This is a genomic window from Tenacibaculum sp. 1_MG-2023 (assembly GCF_030547425.1).
In the GTDB taxonomy this organism is placed as follows: Bacteria; Bacteroidota; Bacteroidia; order Flavobacteriales; family Flavobacteriaceae; genus Polaribacter.
This window is the reverse complement of the sequence record NZ_JAUORH010000019.1, coordinates 24,059-42,566: the sequence shown is the minus strand read 5'-3', so window position 1 is coordinate 42,566 and position 18,508 is coordinate 24,059. Positions and strand designations below refer to the sequence as shown.

13 protein-coding genes are annotated in these 18,508 nt (G+C 31.2%); 5 read left to right on the top strand and 8 right to left on the bottom strand.

The annotated features are described in order from the left end of the window. Window positions 1-4 precede the first annotated feature (4 nt). Both Q4517_RS12550 and Q4517_RS12545 read left to right on the top strand, forming a co-directional pair. On the top strand, window positions 5-1,990 hold the full coding sequence (locus tag Q4517_RS12550) for a heavy metal translocating P-type ATPase (protein WP_303509965.1): 1,986 nt from the start codon (window positions 5-7) through the stop codon (window positions 1,988-1,990). A 34-nt stretch (window positions 1,991-2,024) separates the two neighbouring features. Next, window positions 2,025-2,855: a prohibitin family protein gene (locus tag Q4517_RS12545; RefSeq protein WP_303509962.1), complete on the top strand. Its 831-nt coding sequence runs from the start codon at window positions 2,025-2,027 to the stop codon at window positions 2,853-2,855. Between the two features lie 426 nt (window positions 2,856-3,281). Here the strand turns inward: Q4517_RS12545 and Q4517_RS12540 are convergent, their stop codons facing one another. Further along, window positions 3,282-5,075, bottom strand: coding sequence for a DEAD/DEAH box helicase (locus Q4517_RS12540; protein ID WP_303509961.1), 1,794 nt, complete (start codon window positions 5,073-5,075; stop codon window positions 3,282-3,284). 126 nt (window positions 5,076-5,201) lie between these two features. Next, window positions 5,202-6,437: a hypothetical protein gene (locus Q4517_RS12535; RefSeq protein ID WP_303509958.1), complete on the bottom strand. Its 1,236-nt coding sequence runs from the start codon at window positions 6,435-6,437 to the stop codon at window positions 5,202-5,204. A gap of 297 nt (window positions 6,438-6,734) precedes the next feature. Between Q4517_RS12535 and Q4517_RS12530 the strand changes: the two genes are divergently transcribed. Next, entirely contained in the window at window positions 6,735-8,357 is a 1,623-nt protein-coding gene (locus Q4517_RS12530) for an ABC-F family ATP-binding cassette domain-containing protein (protein ID WP_303509956.1), read from the top strand. Window positions 8,358-8,416: 59 nt separating this feature from the next. On the opposite strand, the gene Q4517_RS12525 is transcribed toward Q4517_RS12530, so the two are convergent. Genes Q4517_RS12525 through Q4517_RS12515 form a run of 3 tightly spaced genes read right to left on the bottom strand, consistent with a single transcriptional unit; the run spans window position 8,417 to window position 10,513 of the window. Then, on the bottom strand, window positions 8,417-8,974 hold the full coding sequence (locus tag Q4517_RS12525) for an RsmD family RNA methyltransferase (protein ID WP_303509953.1): 558 nt from the start codon (window positions 8,972-8,974) through the stop codon (window positions 8,417-8,419). Beyond that, a complete protein-coding gene (locus Q4517_RS12520; RefSeq protein ID WP_303509951.1) occupies window positions 8,974-9,813 on the bottom strand; it encodes a DUF3822 family protein in 840 nt (279 codons plus the stop codon). The genes Q4517_RS12525 and Q4517_RS12520 overlap by 1 nt, the downstream gene beginning before the upstream one ends. Next, window positions 9,779-10,513: a hypothetical protein gene (locus tag Q4517_RS12515; RefSeq protein WP_303509948.1), complete on the bottom strand. Its 735-nt coding sequence runs from the start codon at window positions 10,511-10,513 to the stop codon at window positions 9,779-9,781. The genes Q4517_RS12520 and Q4517_RS12515 overlap by 35 nt, the downstream gene beginning before the upstream one ends. 102 nt (window positions 10,514-10,615) lie before the next feature. Here Q4517_RS12515 and Q4517_RS12510 point away from each other — a divergent pair, with 102 nt between their 5' ends. Next, window positions 10,616-12,043 (top strand): ATP-dependent RecD-like DNA helicase, encoded by a 1,428-nt coding sequence (locus Q4517_RS12510; RefSeq protein ID WP_303509945.1) that lies wholly within the window; start codon window positions 10,616-10,618, stop codon window positions 12,041-12,043. Between the two features lie 130 nt (window positions 12,044-12,173). Further along, entirely contained in the window at window positions 12,174-14,675 is a 2,502-nt protein-coding gene (locus Q4517_RS12505) for a PIG-L family deacetylase (RefSeq protein ID WP_303509944.1), read from the top strand. A 79-nt stretch (window positions 14,676-14,754) separates the two neighbouring features. Here Q4517_RS12505 and Q4517_RS12500 read toward each other — a convergent pair whose 3' ends face one another. From Q4517_RS12500 to Q4517_RS12490, 3 genes are all read right to left on the bottom strand, one after another. Beyond that, window positions 14,755-15,867, bottom strand: coding sequence for a hypothetical protein (locus Q4517_RS12500; RefSeq protein ID WP_303509942.1), 1,113 nt, complete (start codon window positions 15,865-15,867; stop codon window positions 14,755-14,757). A gap of 379 nt (window positions 15,868-16,246) precedes the next feature. Further along, window positions 16,247-17,857 carry a class I SAM-dependent methyltransferase gene (locus tag Q4517_RS12495; protein WP_303509940.1) on the bottom strand — a complete coding sequence of 537 codons (1,611 nt, stop codon included), beginning with the start codon at window positions 17,855-17,857 and terminating at the stop codon, window positions 16,247-16,249. A gap of 72 nt (window positions 17,858-17,929) precedes the next feature. Next, window positions 17,930-18,472, bottom strand: a complete 543-nt coding sequence (locus Q4517_RS12490; protein WP_303509938.1) for an NUDIX domain-containing protein — start codon at window positions 18,470-18,472, stop codon at window positions 17,930-17,932. Between the last annotated feature and the right edge of the window lie 36 nt (window positions 18,473-18,508).

The following is an 18,508-nucleotide window of genomic DNA, read 5'->3' as shown; positions in this document are numbered from 1 at the left end:
TATAATGTCAAATCATACACATTCAGAAAACGAAGTCCATGAACACAAACATGGAGGTATTTTTGGAGAAAAAACTGAACTTTATTTTTCAATTTTAAGCGGACTATTTTTTTTCATAGGAATATTGCTTGAAAAATTAACCAACCTATCAAACACGTATCTACTTATGAGTTTTATAACAGCTTTTTTCTTTGGAGGGTACTTCACTACGATTGAAGCTGTTGAAAAAATTAAAAAAGGAGAGTTTGAAATCGATTTTTTAATGTTAGTCGCCGCTATTGGAGCAGCTTATATAGATAAATGGGAAGAAGGAGCTTTACTATTGTTTTTATTTAGTTTAGGGCATGCTTTAGAACATTACGTAATGAATAAAGCAAAAAAATCAATAGAGTCTTTAGGAGAACTGTCTCCTAAAAAAGCACTTGTAAAACGAAATAATGCTATAGTAGAAGTTGCGGTTGAAGAATTAAAAATTAATGATATTATCATAATTAAGCCTAATACTAAAATAGCTGCAGATGGTGTTGTAATTAAAGGTAAATCAAGCATAAACCAAGCATCTATAACAGGAGAGAGTATGCCTGTTGATAAAGAAGCATATTTGAGCTTAGAAGCGTTACCAAAAGACTTTAATGAACTTGAAGAGAAAAATGTTGTTTACACAGGAACAATTAATGGTGATAACGCTATTGAGGTAAAAGTGTTAAAGCTAAGTAAAGATTCAACCATAGCACGATTAATTAAAATGGTAAGCGAGGTAGAAACAAAGAAATCTCCCACACAACTACTTACTAAAAAGTTTGAAAAATGGTTTGTTCCTTTTGTAATCATTTTAGTTTTTGTCTTGTGTTTTGCTTATTTGGTACTAGACGAGACTGTAAATGAAAGTTTATACAGAGCGATTACTGTATTAGTAGCAGCTAGTCCATGTGCATTAGCAATATCAACACCTAGCGCAGTGTTAAGTGGTATTGCGAGAGCAGCTAACAAAGGAGTATTAATAAAAGGAGGACGTACTTTAGAAGATTTAGGAAGCTTAACTACAATAGCTTTTGATAAAACAGGTACACTTACTGAAGGAAAACCAAGATTAACAAATGCAATCGCCTTAAATAATTTTGAAGAAAAAGAGTTTTTAAAACTAGTAGTAGAAGTAGAGAGTTTAAGCAATCACCCATTAGCAAAGGCTATTTATAAAGACATTAAAGAACAATATACTATTCAACCTTCTAATGAAGCTTCTAATATCAGTGCTGTTCAGGGTAGAGGAGTTTCAGCAGATTATAAAAAGGCAAAAGTTTTTATAGGAAATGAAAAATTATTGGAAGAAAACCAAATACCTATTTCTAAAGAAGTAAAACAGCAGGTGAAAAATTTGTTGGCTAAAGGCCATACTACTATGTTAGTAGCTTTTGATGATACATTAATTGGTTTGCTAAGTGTGATGGACGTTCCTAGAAAAACAGCAAAAGAGACGTTAACAAAATTAAAAAGCATAGGAATAAAAAAGATGATAATGCTTACTGGTGATCATCAAAATGTAGGAGATTCTATAGCTAAACAAATAGGTTTAACAGAAGCAAAAGGAAATTTACTACCCGAAGATAAAGTTGCAGCTATTCAACAATTAAAAAAAACTGAAACAAGAATAGCTATGGTAGGTGATGGGGTAAATGATGCGCCAGCAATGGCAAATAGCACAGTAGGCATAGCTATGGGAGCAGCAGGGAGTGATGTTGCATTAGAAACAGCAGATGTTGCATTACTTTCTGACAAAATTGAAAATTTACCATTTGTAATAGGGTTGAGTAGAAAATCAAAAAGTATTATTAAACAAAATTTATGGATAAGTTTAGGGGTAGTAGCTATTTTAATTCCAGCAACATTATTTGGATTTGCGTCTATAGGACCAGCAGTTTTAATGCATGAAGGTTCAACACTTATTGTAGTTTTAAATGCTCTTAGATTATTAAGGTACAATGAGAATTAATTCAGTATTTTTGAGAGTATAAAATATATAAGAGATGGCAAGAAATCAAGTAGAGTTAAAGTTTCCAAAGTTTGGATTGTTAATTCCAGTAGTAATAGTTTTAATAATTTTTGTAGCAAAATCAACAGAAACAATTAAATCAGGACAAGCAGGAGTGCTGTATAAAACTTTTGATGGAGGGGTTGTAACTGATGAACCACCTTTAGGAGAAGGTTTTCATATAGTTGCACCTTGGAACAAGGTGCATGTTTATGAAGTAAGACAACAAGAGCTTTTTGAAAAAATGAAAGTATTATCTTCAAATGGTTTAGAAATTCAAATAGATGGATCTGCATGGTATCAACCAGTTTATAACGATTTAGGTAAATTACACCAAGTACTAGGAGAAAACTATTTACAACGTGTAATTCAGCCTGCAATTCGTTCAGCGGCACGTAGTGTTGTAGGTCGTTATACGCCGGAGCAGTTATATTCAAGCAAGAGAGATGCGATACAAGATGAAATTTTTATTGAAACTAAAAAGATTTTAGAGTCTCAATACATTCAGTTGAATGAAATTCTTGTTAGAGATGTAACGCTACCATCGACTATTAAAGAAGCAATTGAGCGTAAGTTAAAGCAAGAGCAAGAATCTTTAGAATATGAATTTAGGCTGGTAACAGCTCAAAAAGAAGCAGAGAAACAAATAATTGAAGCAAAAGGTAAAGCAGATGCAAACAAAATTTTAAGTGCATCGTTAACTGACAAGATTTTACAAGATAAAGGTATTGAAGCTACAAATAGATTAGCGAACTCTACTAACAGTAAAGTAGTTATTATTGGTTCAGGTAAAAGCGGAATGCCAATTATTTTAGGAAATCAATAAAATGATTTGTTGTTGTTGTGATAAGGTATTACTACAGAAAATATAAATAACAGAAAGTTAAGTTGTTTAACTTATTGTAAATCAATTATTAAACTTTCTTAAATATCTGTTAAATACATGAAAGGTATGTAACAACTCTGTGTTATCAACGTCATATAAGTGTACAAAAATTAATATAATACTTAAAAATAATAACATGACAACAACAGATAATTTTAAAGAGGAGAAAAAAGCTAATCAAGTAGTAAGTGTTTATTCTAAAAGATATTCCTGGAACAGTAAAAGAAAATACGGCTATAAATATGTTACTTCTGTATTTTAGTTTTTAAAGAATTGTTTTAAGATAGTTTAATCATTAAGAAACCAAAAAAGCAGTGAAGTTAACTTCACTGCTTTTTTGGTTTATATAATAAATTTCTTTATTAATTAATCTCTTCTACGTTTTCTGCCAAAACCTGCTGCAGGTTTATTATCGCTTCTTCTAGAAGAGCTATTTTCACTACGTCTTCTGCCAAAACTTTTTTTACCATCAGTTGGTTTATCGCTTCTACGCTTTTTACCATTAAATCCTCCGCCGTTTCTACGTGGTTTTCTTCCGCCGCCGCCGCTACGGTCGCTTTTAGTAATTTCAATATTTACTGATCTACCATTAAAATCTGCGTCATTAGAAGCAAAAGCATCTAACGTTTCTTTTTCGAAGTTTTTGTCAATTTCAAAGAAAGAAAATGTATCTAAAATATCAATAGCACCAATTTCAATCTTGTCGCCAATATTTTGATCATTGATTAAACCTATTAGCTTAGCAGGGTTTAAACGATCTTTTCTTCCTAAGTTGATGAAGAAACGTGTCATATTCTCGCTAGAAGAACGACCTCTAGAGCTATCTTTTGAAGATAAATTGTTTAAATCAGGAGCGTTTTCGTAATATGATAAGAAAGTGTTGAACTCTAATGATACAAACTTTTGAATTAACTCTTCACGAGTTAAGTCTTCTAATTTTTCATAAATACCAGGTAAAAAACCTTCAATTTGATCAGTATTTACTTCGGTATTATGCACTTTATCAATTAAGTGAAATAATTGATTTTGACAAATTTCTTTACCAGAAGGAACAGGGGTGTGAACAAATTGTTTTTTTATAATCCGTTCAATAGGACGTAACCTACCTTGTTCTTTCTTACTTACTAAAGCAATAGAAATTCCTTTATTACCAGCTCTACCAGTTCTTCCGCTACGGTGATTGTAGTTTTCTATTTGATCTGGTAATTTATGGTTGATAACATGTGTTAGGTTATTAACATCTAATCCACGAGCAGCAACATCAGTAGCTACTAATATTTGAATCGTCTTTTTACGAAACTTATCCATTACTGAATCACGTTGAGCTTGTGATAAATCTCCGTGTAAAGCATCAGCATTGTAACCATCCCTTATTAGGTTGTTGGCTACTTCTTGAGTTTCTCTTCTAGTTCTACAAAATACAATTCCGTAGATATTTGGGTTTAAATCTGCTACTCTTTTTAGAGCAGGGTAACGTGTTCTTTCTGTTACTAAATAATACTCATGACTTACGTTGTCAGATCCTTGATTCTTTTGACCTGAAGTAACCTCTATAGGGTTTGTCATATAGTTTTTAGCAATATTTTCTACTTCTCTAGGAAAAGTAGCAGAAAATAATAACGTTTGTTTAGTGTTTGGCGTAGCTTCTAAAACTTGATCTAACTCATCTTTAAAGCCCATGTTAAGCATTTCGTCTGCTTCATCAAGTACTAACCATTTTACATTACCGAGCTTTAAAGCTCTTCTTTTAATTAAGTCTACGGTTCTACCAGGAGTACCTACAACTATTTGAACACCTTTCTTAAGTTTTCTTATTTGTTCTTCAATATTAGCTCCACCATAAACAGTGGCTACCTTTAAGTTAGGTAAGTATTTTGAAAAATCTTCAATGTTTTTTCCTATTTGAACAGCTAGTTCACGGGTAGGAGATAAGATGATTGCTTGCGTGTGTGTGCTTGTTTGATCAGCAAGCTCAATAATAGGCAAACTAAAGGCTGCAGTTTTACCTGTACCTGTTTGTGCAAATGCTTTTAAATCATCCGTAGAAGAAATTATTTGAGGAATTGCTTTTTCTTGAATTACTGTTGGCTTTTCATAACCTAAATCGGTTAACGCCTTGTTGATAGGTTCTTGCAAACCTAAATCTAAAAATGTTGACATACTGTGTTTTTAGAGAACCCACAGATGCCCCTCCGCGAATTCTATAATTAATTATTAATTAAATCGTCTAATACGATTTTTTTTGGACGGTGCAAAAGTACACTAAATAAAATGAATTGAGGCTAACTATTTGGTTTTTTGTAAATTACTGATTTCTAGGTTTATGTCTTTTGCAGATAAACTAGTATAACCGTTTTGAATAATTCCGTTTTTATCAACTAAAATCATACGAGGAAATTTACTAGAGGTAAAGTCACATACTGTACTTTCATTAGGTATGGTGTATTGATATTTTACATCTACATTTTTAGTAAACCTTTTTGAAGAATCACATAGGTTAACCAAAACAAAGTTGACATCAGGATTTTTCTTTACTAAATAGTTAAAACGAGAAGATACCCAGTCGTCTGAGGCATATTTATAATTTTTTAAAAGTACAACTGTGTTTTTGTTTTTAGAAATACGATTAAAGTCCTTTAGCTCACCATCGGCAGCTATTAGTTTAAAAGAAGGTAACTTTTCTCCTTTATTTAATATTTTTAAATCATTAATTAAACGTTGAACATTTTTTTTATGCTCATTATTGGTGTTTAATTTGAAGAAAGTAAAAAAAGCTTCACTCTTCATTTCGCTATTCGGTTCTTCATAGAAGTTTCGAATAACTGCATTATATAGCATTTTATTCTTAACAGCTTCAAGAGTTACATTTTCATTAATTGCGTGTAATAAACTTTGTGTAAACTTTTCTGATTTTACTCCGTGGTTTTTTAGGTAAGCATCATTATTAATTTTTTCTATTATAAACCTATAATATGGTCCATAAAACATCAAAGAGTCTTTATTTGTTGAAGCCTTTTCACGATAATTATAATAAGAACTACTAAAGTGTTGAACCCCCTTATTTAAGTTCTCAATGGCATACTGTTCTAACCTAGTGTATAACGGGAAATTTAAAGATATATCAAAAATATCCACAAAACCTGAAGCATCATTACTACGAGTTTTATAGTTTTTAAGAATAGTACTTTTAATAGACCTCATTGAGTCTATCTTTGATAAAAACTCATTTTTTGGTAACGAAAGATATTTATATGTGTCTTTATTGTCTTGCTCATATTGTAAAAAAGACTCAATTAATAAGTTATTTCTTTCCGCATTAACACCACTAAAAACTAACGATTCATCAAAATCCCAAGTATTTAGCCTAATTAATAAACTATCAGAAGGTTGCAAGTATACATATTGAAGCTCATTACCATGATGAAAAATGTATAAGCCTTCTTTAAAGTTCTCATAGCTTTCTAAAAATGTATTATTCTTACTAAGAGGAATAGTGTCATTAAAATCGTAATTGTTAGACAATATAACGAAGTCACATTTAGGATTGATAATTTTACCCCCAAAATAGGTAGGCTTATTTTTACTGGATTCGTTGCATCCAATAAATACAATTAATATGAGAGGTATAAAATACTTAACCATGATTCAAATTACCCTAAATACTAGAGTTCAAAAATAGATAACTCTTTATTATTAGGCTGTTAATTCGTTGTTAAAAAGAATTAAAACAAGCCAAAAGTAAGATGTTAAAAACTTCCATGCAAATTCTTTTATAGTCTTTAGTTTTTATACTTTTGCACGGAATTAAAAAATATATACATGTTATCAGTTTCTAATTTATCAGTTCAGTTTGGAAAACGTGTTTTGTTTGATGAAGTAAATACGAAGTTTACGCAAGGAAATTGCTACGGGATTATCGGAGCTAATGGAGCTGGGAAATCTACATTTTTAAAGATTTTATCAGGAAAACAAGAACCTACTTCAGGCCAAGTTCATTTAGAACCAGGAAAAAGAATGTCTGTATTAACACAAGATCACTATGCTTTTGATGAGTATACTTCTTTAGAAGCTGTGTTAATGGGGAATAAAGAACTGCACAAAATAAAATCGGAAATAGATGCATTGTATGCTGATTATTCTGACGAAAATGCAGAAAAAATAGGAGAGCTACAAGTTCGTTTTGAAGAAATGGATGGTTGGAATGCTGATGCTTCTGCTGCAAGTTTATTATCTAACTTAGGAATTAAAGAAGAAGATCATTATACGTTATTAGCAGATTTAGATTCAAAGAAAAAAGTCCGTGTGTTATTAGCACAAGCTTTGTTTGGTAACCCTGATGTGTTAATTATGGATGAGCCAACTAACGACTTGGACTTTGAAACAATTGCTTGGTTAGAAAACTTCTTAGCAAACTACGATAATACAGTAATTGTAGTATCTCACGATCGTCACTTTTTAGATGCTGTTTGTACACATATTTCAGATATTGATTTTGGAAAAATTAATAATTATTCAGGAAACTATACATTTTGGTATGAATCTTCTCAGTTAGCTGCTAAACAAAGAGCACAGCAAAACAAAAAAGCAGAAGATAAAAAGAAAGAATTAGAAGAATTTATCCGTCGTTTTTCTGCAAACGTTGCAAAATCAAAGCAAGCAACGTCTCGTAAAAAAATGATAGAAAAGTTAAATGTAGATGAAATTAAGCCATCTTCACGTCGTTATCCTGCAATCATTTTTGATAGAGATAGAGAAGCTGGAGATCAAATTTTAAATATTGAGGAGCTTTCTAAAACAGATGTAGAAGGAGAATTATTATTTTCAAAAGTTGATATTAACTTAAATAGAGGAGATAAAGTAGCCATTATTTCTAAAAACTCAAAAGCCACCACAGCTTTTTATCAAGTAATTTCAGGAAATGAAGAGCCAGATGCAGGAAAATATAGTTGGGGGGTAACAACAACACAATCGTATTTACCTGCTGATAATTCATCGTTTTTCCAAAACGGAGAATTAAATTTAGTAGACTGGTTGCGTCAATATGCACAGACAGAAGAGGAGAGAGAAGAAGTTTTCTTAAGAGGGTTTTTAGGAAAGATGATTTTTTCTGGTGAAGAAGCGTTAAAGAAAAGTAACGTATTATCAGGAGGAGAGAAGGTACGTTGTATGTTATCTCGTATGATGATGACTAGAGCTAATATTTTAATGCTAGATGAGCCAACAAATCACTTAGACTTAGAATCTATTCAAGCATTGAACAACTCATTAATTAACTTTAAAGGAACTGTGTTGTTTACTACACATGACCACGAGTTTGCACAAACGGTTGCTAATAGAGTTATAGAGATTACCCCTAAAGGTATTATAGATAAATACTCAACATTTGATGAGTATTTAGATGATCCTAAAGTAAAAGAATTAAGAGAGAAGATGTACTCTTAAAATTATAAGATATAAATAAAAAGGGAGCTAATTAGCTCCCTTTTTATTTATAGAATATTTTATTCTTCTTCGTCATTCTCAACGATTTCAAAAAAACTAAAAACATTACCTCCGTAACGTTTTTCATAGCTGTGAAAAGGATGTTTAGATAAATCTGTGTGCTTAGAGTGTTCAATAATTAAAAGACCATCTTCATTTAATAAGTCACGATCAAAAATTATATCAGCAATTTTTAAAAACTGACTTTCTTCAAAGTCATAAGGAGGGTCTGCAAAAATAACATCTGTTTTAAGAGGTGTTTTTTCTAAAAACTTATACACGTCACTTTTATAGCTATTAATTTCCATGTCTAAATCTTTAGCTGTTTGATTGATAAATTTTACACAGGCATAATGAGCATCAACAGCATAAATATTTTGTGTTCCTCGTGAGGAAAACTCGTAGCTAATATTGCCTGTTCCAGCAAATAAGTCTAGTACTGAAATATTTTCAAAGTAGTAAAAGTTGTTTAAAATATTAAATAAAGACTCCTTTGCCATATCAGTTGTAGGGCGAACAGGTAAATTTTTAGGAGCTGTAATTCTTTTACTTTTATATTTTCCAGAAATAATTCGCATTAGGCTATAAGTATAAAGTTAGAGTGGTTCGAAAAGTCGTCACTATCCGCAAAAAAACTATTCACAGGGTTCATAAAATGAATATTTCGAACGTATGTATAAGTAATAGAGTAAATATCTGAACCTTTTTCAATCTCACCAATAAAGGTTAATTGAAAGGAGTTAGGATCCATTTGTAGCTGTTCAGCAGTGAAAAGAATATAGTAGATAAAATCTTCTTTTGTGTTGTAAGAAAATGAGTTGTAAAACAACAATTTTCCTTCTTTACAAACTAGAATATCTAAATGAGAAGAAGAAACATGGACAAAAAACTGCTGCTCAGAATCATTTTCAGAATAGGTAAGTAGTTTATCTATTAAAACTGTTGAATGGTGTTTGTATTCAAATTCTCCAAAGTTTTGAAAAAGGTAGTTGTTAATATTCACATAAGGTATGTAAACTGTGTTAGCAGTTATTACAGTATGTAAATCATAGGTAATAAAATCCGTTTTTAATGTTTTAACATCATACTTTAAATATGGAGCTAAATTGTTTCTATCAAAGAGCTTGTTAGGAACCAACGTAGCTAAGTTGTTTTGATGGACAGCAAAAACAGTTGTAAAGTCTTGTTGTAAATCTTTGTCAGCGTCAAAAATACGGATGATTTTCTCTAGTAAAAGTTCTGGAGAAGCAGTAGAGCTAGAAAAAGTATACTTAGTAAAAAGAAGAAGCTCTTTTGTTTCTGAGTTTGAGATACAAAAAGAAAATCCATCCAAACTAAATTGGATGGATAGACTTTTATGTTGCGCAAAAGCGCTGTTTTTTTTACTCTTTTTTTGCAATTGCTTCAGCTTTATCATAATAAGGAGGCCAGTTACCACCTACAGTTACTTCAGTTAAAGAACCAACAGAAACAAACTCACCTTTAATTTGATCTGTTTCAATAGCTTCTAATTCTTGCTTTATCAAAGAAGGATTCATTCCTACTAAAATAGGTTTTTTAGATACTTTAGCTTCAAAAACAGGAACTTCTAATCCTGCAACTTTTTCAACTCTACCTGTAGCTAATTCAAATTGCTCTTTTGTACCAGGTACCTCAAACATTTTTACATATTCTTTACCTTCAAAATATTTTAAAACAGGCTCATATCCTACAGTGTCAATAACTTTAACAGATATGTCTTTAGTAATACCACCACCTAATTCAACTGTTTTCTCAACATTTTTAGTTTCAGTAATAGCTAATTGACCATTTTGAATAAAGGTAAGTAAAGTATCTTTATTGTTAGTATATGTTCCGTAAACTTCTTTATATTTTACTTCTGCGTCTCGAATTAATTTTAAATTCTTAATAACCTTAGCATAACGTACTCTCTTATCTTTGTTAAAATTAATAGGTTCCATAACACCATTATAAATTTTATATACTAAAAAGACAGTTGCTCCTAATAATAATAATGAAACTAACCATCTCATTTTTAGAGGAACAAACTTAACAACAAGTAATGCTAAAAGAACTGCAACTACAACAGCTGCTAAAATCATTAATAATAAATTCATTTTTTTAATTTTTAATGTATGATATTCGCAAATCTACAATTTTTTTTCAATGATGAAAATAATTATTTATAAATAGGCCTATCTTTGAATATTATTTGAAATATGATACAAACTGCTCCGAAATTTTATAAAGAAATACTACAAAAATTCCCGTATACACCTACACAGAAGCAAAATGAACTATTAGATGTCTTAACTGATTTTATTTTTTCTGATGATAATCGTGCTCTATTTTTGTTAAAAGGATACGCAGGAACAGGTAAAACAACCATAATAAGTACTGTTGTACATAATTTATGGAAGATAGGTCAAAAAGCAGTTTTACTAGCACCTACAGGGCGTGCAGCGAAAGTAATTTCAGGATATTCCAATCGACAAGCATTTACAATTCATAAAAAAATATATTTCCCTAAAAAACAAAGCAGTGGAGCGGTAAACTTTGTAATGCAACCTAATAAGCATACCGATACGCTTTTTATAGTGGATGAAGCTTCTATGATTTCTGATGAAAAACAAAATGCAAAATTGTTTGAAAATGGTTCATTGCTTGATGATTTGATCTCGTATGTCTACTCTGGAAAAAACTGTAAAATTATTTTTATAGGGGATACAGCGCAGTTACCACCTGTAAAATTAACAATGAGTCCAGCTTTAGAAGCAGATAAACTATCTTTTGAGTTTAATAAAGAAGTTACTGAAATTGAGTTGGATGAAGTGGTTCGACAAGAAGAAGGTTCAGGAATTTTAGCGAATGCAACCGATTTACGTTTATTAATTCAGAATGATTCAACACATTTTCAGTTTGATGTGAAGTACCCTGATATTATTCGTTTGCAAGACGGATATGATATTCAAGATGCTATAACTACCGCTTATGATGGCGAAATAGGTGTTGAGGATACGGCTATTATAGTTCGTTCAAACAAACGAGCAAACCAGTACAATCAACAGATTAGAACTAAAATCCGCGGACAAGAAAATGAAATTTCTACAGGAGACTATGTAATGGTGGTAAAAAACAACTACTATTGGTTAAAAGACTCCTCTTCGGCAGGTTTTATTGCCAACGGAGATATTTGTGAGGTAATGCGTATCAATTCAATTAAAGAATTATACGGATTTAAGTTTGCTGAAGTAGAGGTTCGTATGATTGATTATCCTGATATGAAGCCTTTTGAAACGGTTTTGTTGTTAGATACATTAACAAGTGAAAGCCCGTCATTAACCTATGAAGAGTCGAATCGTTTATACGAAGCTGTAAAAGAAGATTTTGCTCATGAAAAATCGAAGTACAAGCAATTTATGGGGGTAAAAAAGAATAAGTATTTCAATGCGCTTCAGGTAAAATTCTCGTATGCAATGACCTGTCATAAATCTCAAGGAGGGCAGTGGAAAACAATTTTTATAGAACAACCGTATTTACCAGATGGAGTATCGGTAGAATATTTACGTTGGTTATATACAGCTGTTACCCGTGCTCAAGAAAAATTATATTTGATAGGTTTTAAGGATGAGTATTTTTTAGATTAAAAAAAATTTAGTTCTTTCCTACAAAAGAAAAGTAGCTTTATTCTTTATAGCAGAAATGTTAGCATTTTGTTAATGTACCTTATACTTTAGTTAAAAAAGTTACATTTGTGTAGTATTCAAACTATTAAAAATGCACAAAAAAGTACTTTTATTGCTATCTTTTTTATTGATTTCATTAAGAATAAACGCACAAAAACCACAAAAACTTACTTCAAACCAAATTTATGAGAAAGTTCAAAAATTAAACTTTTTGGGCTCTGCATTATACATTGCAGCACATCCTGATGATGAAAATACACGCTTAATAGCGTATTTATCAAATCATGAAAAAGCAAGAACAGGATATTTGTCGTTAACACGTGGTGATGGAGGTCAAAACTTAATAGGACCTGAAATGCGTGAACTATTAGGAGTAATTCGTACTCAGGAATTGTTAGCAGCAAGAGGAGTAGATGGAGGAGAGCAACGTTTTTCTAGAGCAAATGATTTTGGGTATTCAAAACACCCTGATGAAACGTTAAAAATTTGGGATAAAGATAAAGTTTTAGCCGATGTAGTTTGGGCAATTCGTACTTTTAAACCAGATGTAGTCATCAATCGATTTAATCATAGAACTCCAGGAACAACTCACGGACACCACACTTCTTCGGCTATGTTAAGTGTTGAAGCTTTTGATTTAGCGAATAATAAAACAAAGTATCCAGAGCAATTAAAATATACAGATACTTGGAAACCAAATAGGTTGTTTTTTAATACTTCTTGGTGGTTTTATGGTAGCCAAGAAAAATTTGCCAAAGCAGATAAAAGTAAGATGTTAAGTTTTGATATTGGGACGTATTATCCTTTAAAAGGATTGTCGAATAACGAATTGGCATCAATAGCAAGTAGTCAGCATTTATGTCAAGGGTTTGGAAGGTTAACCACAAGAGGAACCCAAACAGAATATGTAGAATTTTTAAAAGGAGATTTTCCTAAAGACAAGAAAGATATTTTTTCAGGAATTAACACCACATGGAATAGAGTAGAAGGAGGTGGAGAGATAGGTGATATTTTATATGAAGTAGAACAAAACTTCGATTTTGTAACCCCGTCAACACATCTTCCTGCCTTATTACAAGCTTATCAAAAAGTTCAAAAATTAAAAAACAATCACTGGAAGTCGATTAAAACTAAAGAATTAAAAGAAATTATAGAGGCTTGTGCAGGTTTATATTTAGAAGCTTCTGCAGAAAGTTCTAGTGCAACACCAAAAAGTACGATTAGTATCGATTTTGAAGTATTGAATAGAAGTGGAGTATCAATGGAGTTATCTTCGATAAAAGTACTTCCAGAAAATAAAAAAATAAAGAAAGACTTAGATTTAGCGAATAACAAGAAGAAAACGTTTACAGAAACTATTTTGATACCTGAAGTCGTATATTCATCACCATATTGGTTACAAAAACCTTGGGATTTGGGAATGTACACGGTAGAAAAACAGGAATTAAGAGGGAAACCAGAAACTCCGAGACCAATTCAAATACAATTCAATTTAATGATTGAAAATCAATCTATTTCTTTTGTAAAACCTGTGGTGTATCGCTATTCAAAAAGAGATAAAGGTGAAATTTATGAACCTTTTGAAGTGTTACCAAAAGTAACCACAAAATTATTGAATAAAGTGCTAATTTTTTCTTCAGAAAGTCCTCAAAAAGTTACTGTTGAAGTTCGTTCTGGAGCAAAAAACACAAATGGCACAGTTGCGTTAAAAGCTCCAAAAGGATGGAGTGTTATGCCAAGTGAAGCTGTATTTTCTATAGCTCAAAAAGGCGATATTCAATTGATTGATTTTATGGTTATTCCAACACAAAAAGAATCAGAGGGAGTATTAAAAGCTATAGCAAAGGTTGAAGGAAAAAATTATGATAAAGAATTGGTAGAAATCAACTATAATCATATTCCTAAACAGTCAGTACTATTAGTATCGAAAGCAAAAGTTGTACGTTTAAATATTCAAAAGAATGGTACTAAAATAGGGTATATACAAGGTTCAGGAGATGCAATTCCTGAGAGTTTACAACAGATAGGTTATGAGGTAACAGAGTTAAACGTGAATGAAATCAATGGTAATTTAGAACAATTTGATGCTGTTGTTGTTGGTATTAGAGCATATAATACTATAAGAGAGTTACAGTTTAAGCAAAAATACTTGTTAGAATATGTGAAAAATGGAGGAAACGTAATTGTACAATACAATACCAATAGAGGAGTAGATGTACAAGCTCCGTACAATTTACAATTATCTCGTGATAGAGTTACCGATGAAAATGCAGATGTAGCATTCTTAGCTAAAGAACATTCGATTTTAAATTACCCTAACAAAATTACTAAAGCTGATTTTGACGGTTGGGTACAAGAGCGTGGACTATACTTTCCAAACAAATGGAGTAAAGAGTACACACCTATTTTATCAATGCATGATAAAGGAGAGTCAGTTAAAAAAGGAAGTTTGTTAGTCGCTAAATACGGTAAAGGAAATTATATTTATACAGGACTAAGTTTCTTTAGAGAACTTCCAGCAGGAGTTTCTGGGGCTTATAAGTTGTTTGCAAACCTATTATCGGTTAAAGAAAACACTGTAGGAGAGAACTAAAGTTTTTTTATATTTTTATAATAGAAAAAGCAGCTTTTATAAAAGCTGCTTTTTTTTGAGGTTAATAAAGTGATGGTATTTATTTAATTGTTATTCTTACTAACAGTCCTTTATAACCTATAGCTATAAAGGTGTTATCGTTTAATGCTTCAATATCATTCCAAGCAGCAGTAACATATTCATGATTTATACGTTTCCAATTATTACCATTATCTTTTGAAAAAGACATAAATTCGCCGTCTGCTAAATTATTTGATTTATTACGACCAACAATTATTATGTTTTTCGATCTTCCAGTACCAAGAGCAGCAGCGGTTAAACGATTGTTATTGTTATAGTCATAAATTTGCCAATCATGTACCGAATAAATACCAAAGATACCTCCTAACTCATTGTCAGAGTTTGTAATTTTGTTGTTACCAACAGCCATAACAGTCCCATCTTTACAAGCAATATCTTCATAACGTATATTTTGTTTTGTTTCCATTAGCTCATATTTACTTTCGTATTTTGTTACAAGAGTTCCCTTATTATTCAACCCTCCTCCAAAAATCATGAGATCAGTTTCTTTAATATAACCTACGCTACTAAGCATATTGTTTTCCATTATTTTTTTAAATTCATCATCTCCTGTATATTCATTCCATAACTCTCCTTCATCCCAAGTTAGAAAAATAACTCCTTTTTGGGTAGCTTCTTTGTATCCAACTACATATATTTCGTTGTGAATATCATAAGTAAGGTCCTTTAAAACGATTCCTCGTTTAGTAAAAATGGTGTCAATATTCCAAGTTTTACCAGCATCTTTTGAAATAACAATTTCACCACTTAAGCCTATAGCTACTATTAGATTAGGTTTTAAAACTTTAATTTTTTCTATATAGAAAGAACTATTAAATACTCGTTCCCATGTTTTTCCTTCATCTATGGTTTTAAAAATTTCAGAAGTAGTTGTGCTATTGCTTATTTTTGAAGCAACAAGATATCCAGTTGTTTCATTTAAGAAATGTATGGATGTTAAAGGAAGTTCTGTAAAACTGTTTATTTTTTCAACTTTAACAGATTGGTTAACGGGTGGTAAAGTACCATTTCCATTACCATCATCTCCTGGTGCAGGAGTATCATCACTACCAGAGCAAGATGTGATAAGAATTATACTAAAAAGGGCAATAAAGATTTCTCTTAATTTCATGTTTTAAATTTTAATATTAAATAATTTATTTTTATTAACCATTCTTTAAATGATTGAGAAGAAAGAAATAATAAGGAGAATATATAAAATTGAATATAGCTTTCTATGATATAGAAAAACAATCAAAAATAGTTACAGTATGGTAGGGTGTTATTATAGTTTGTAGCATAGCTTTTTTGGAGTAAAAGTAAAATTAAGGGATGAAATAAAGCCTTTAGTATCTGTTAAAAGTTTATTAATATCTTATAGCTATCTAGTAGGTATACACCAGGTATTTATTAGTATATGATATATGATAGCAAGAACTTCTTTATGAGTGTAATAAAGATAATTTGTGATTAAGAACAATGAGTTTAGTTGTTTGAAGATAGAATGATTGTTACTTAAAAAGATTAATTGAAACCGTTGCCAATTCCGAGTTTGGAAATTTTCTAAACGTATTTTTATCGTAGGTCAATCCAATAGCTTCCATAGCATTCATATATTCATCAAGTTCAATAATATATTGGTCGGAATAACCATGTGTAGCATCGTAGGCAGTTGCAGCTGTTTTTCCTATGTTTTTAGCAACCGATTCTGGTTTTGAGGTATGTAGTTCAATTAATAACAGCCCAAATTTACTGATATAGGGTTTCCATTTGGTAAAATGCTGTTTTAAAGACTCTACTACCAAGTTGTTATTCAAACGTTTTCCTCTGTAAGCATAAGCTCCAGTTGAATTGGTAATAGTTGAATTATCATTAGGAGTAGGCTCTTGCCAAATTCTGTTATGATCTAAAAAGGTACGAACGTTCAACAAGTCAGAAAGATTAATACCATATTTATCTTGTAAATCTTCTGAGAGAGCTTTCGGGTTTCCAATATCTCCCCAAATTACTTTGGCCCAAATATCGGCTTGGACTAGGTTTTTACGAGTTATTTTTAACGCTGCTTCGTTATAATCGACACCAATAAGTAAGAGCGGGTGATCTTCTAACATAGCGCCTCTTTTAGTTTGATGTTCAATTACATTAAATAAATGTTTTAAAAATGCACCATTACCACAGCCAACATCTAGAATACCTTTAGGTTGTTCGTTGATGGGCTTATTAAATAGGTTAATAATAATCTCATCAATTACTTTAAAATAGGTAGAATGTGCACCACCGCTTCCCCAAACATTCATTTCCCTATCTACATGAATCTCATCATTTCCTATCTCAGAAGTTCTAAAAATATCAGGATTTCCAAAAATAAGCTTGTCTAGCTTTCTAAGAGTAGGGATATACGATACTGTTACTCCGTAAGCACTGGCTCTACGAGCAAAAAATAAACCTTCATGGGTAAATTCATAAGAATCCTTTGTTTTAGTAAACCACCCCAAATTAGTTAATAAATCTAATAATCGCCCGAAATTATCAGTATCTTTATGGAATTCATCTGCACTAAACTTGGTTTGCATAAAATATTTATGAAACATACCACTCATTCCTAATAATACAGTTGTTGGACCTACAATAATTCCCTCTATATGTGTAAGGATTTGTGTTAGAATTTCTTTTTCCTTAGAAGTTGAAGGAAGTGTAATTCCGAAGTTGTTTGTAAAGTTTTTATAGAGGTTTTCTAATTTCTCAAAAGGTTCAATTTCAAATTTTCTAGCACTATAACTTTCAGAAAAACGTAATAAAGAAAAAGCGTCTTTATACAAATGAAAATAGGAAAAAGCAATGGCTGAAGCTTTGTTGATTTTAAACTGAACAGTGTTATGTGTATTATCTACATGTTGTGTTAACCAGCCTTGAGAACACAATGTTCTTAAAGCCACATTTAAATAACCGTCATTAGCGTTAAACTCGGAAGTAATTTCATTTAAACTAACAGATTTCTTCTTTAATAAGTAGTTAGTAATTCCTTTTTCATGTAAAGTGTAAGCTGCTGGACAAGTAACAATTCCGTCTAAGTGACGAAACAACCTACTCCTTAACGCAGACTTTTCTTGTTTTGATAGCATAGTTTGATAGTTTTCATTCTAAATATAACTAATTGATTTTAAAATTAAAACTAAATTATTAAAGCTAAAAAATTAAGTTAAAATATTTAAAATATGTTTATGAACAAAAGAATAATAGTCTTGATATTGAGGAAGTAATAAGTTTTCGTAGTTTTTTGTATGCAATATTGTTTCTAAGCTAAATAATTTTAAAGCTGCTACTTCTTCTTGCTGAAGTGTTAACTCTTCAATAGGAGTGGATAATTCAGCAATAAACACATGATGGAATTCATTATCGATAATTCCATTCGGGTGATTTACCATGTGCTTTCGAGTACCTATTTTATGTAAGTTTTCAGGAAGAATATCGAAATCTATTTCTTCTTTAACCTCTCTAACAGCTGCAATTTTAATGTTTTCACCGGCAGCTATGTGGCCTGCAACTGAAATATCCCATAAACCAGGAAATACTTTTTTGGTTAACGCTCTTTTTTGAAGTAGTATTTTATAATCAGAAGTATATAACCAAACATGGATAGTAGGGTGGAAGTAGCCATGTTTATGAGCTTCGGATTTTAAACAAGTTTTTCCTGTATAGTTTCCATTTTCATCAACAATGTCTATCAATTCATCCATAAAGAGCAGTTAAAAAAAGCGTCATTACTTGTTTGT

What these genes read in the sequence shown, in the direction of transcription:
- Q4517_RS12550 (WP_303509965.1), top strand. Translation starts at nt 5, where the DNA reads ATGTCAAATCATACACATTCAGAAAACGAAGTCCATGAACACAAACAT.
- Q4517_RS12545 (WP_303509962.1), top strand. Translation starts at nt 2,025, where the DNA reads ATGGCAAGAAATCAAGTAGAGTTAAAGTTTCCAAAGTTTGGATTGTTA.
- Q4517_RS12540 (WP_303509961.1), bottom strand. Translation starts at nt 5,075, where the DNA reads ATGTCAACATTTTTAGATTTAGGTTTGCAAGAACCTATCAACAAGGCG.
- Q4517_RS12530 (WP_303509956.1), top strand. Translation starts at nt 6,735, where the DNA reads ATGTTATCAGTTTCTAATTTATCAGTTCAGTTTGGAAAACGTGTTTTG.
- Q4517_RS12525 (WP_303509953.1), bottom strand. Translation starts at nt 8,974, where the DNA reads ATGCGAATTATTTCTGGAAAATATAAAAGTAAAAGAATTACAGCTCCT.
- Q4517_RS12520 (WP_303509951.1), bottom strand. Translation starts at nt 9,813, where the DNA reads ATGATAAAGCTGAAGCAATTGCAAAAAAAGAGTAAAAAAAACAGCGCT.
- Q4517_RS12515 (WP_303509948.1), bottom strand. Translation starts at nt 10,513, where the DNA reads ATGAATTTATTATTAATGATTTTAGCAGCTGTTGTAGTTGCAGTTCTT.
- Q4517_RS12510 (WP_303509945.1), top strand. Translation starts at nt 10,616, where the DNA reads ATGATACAAACTGCTCCGAAATTTTATAAAGAAATACTACAAAAATTC.
- Q4517_RS12505 (WP_303509944.1), top strand. Translation starts at nt 12,174, where the DNA reads ATGCACAAAAAAGTACTTTTATTGCTATCTTTTTTATTGATTTCATTA.
- Q4517_RS12500 (WP_303509942.1), bottom strand. Translation starts at nt 15,867, where the DNA reads ATGAAATTAAGAGAAATCTTTATTGCCCTTTTTAGTATAATTCTTATC.
- Q4517_RS12495 (WP_303509940.1), bottom strand. Translation starts at nt 17,857, where the DNA reads ATGCTATCAAAACAAGAAAAGTCTGCGTTAAGGAGTAGGTTGTTTCGT.
- Q4517_RS12490 (WP_303509938.1), bottom strand. Translation starts at nt 18,472, where the DNA reads ATGGATGAATTGATAGACATTGTTGATGAAAATGGAAACTATACAGGA.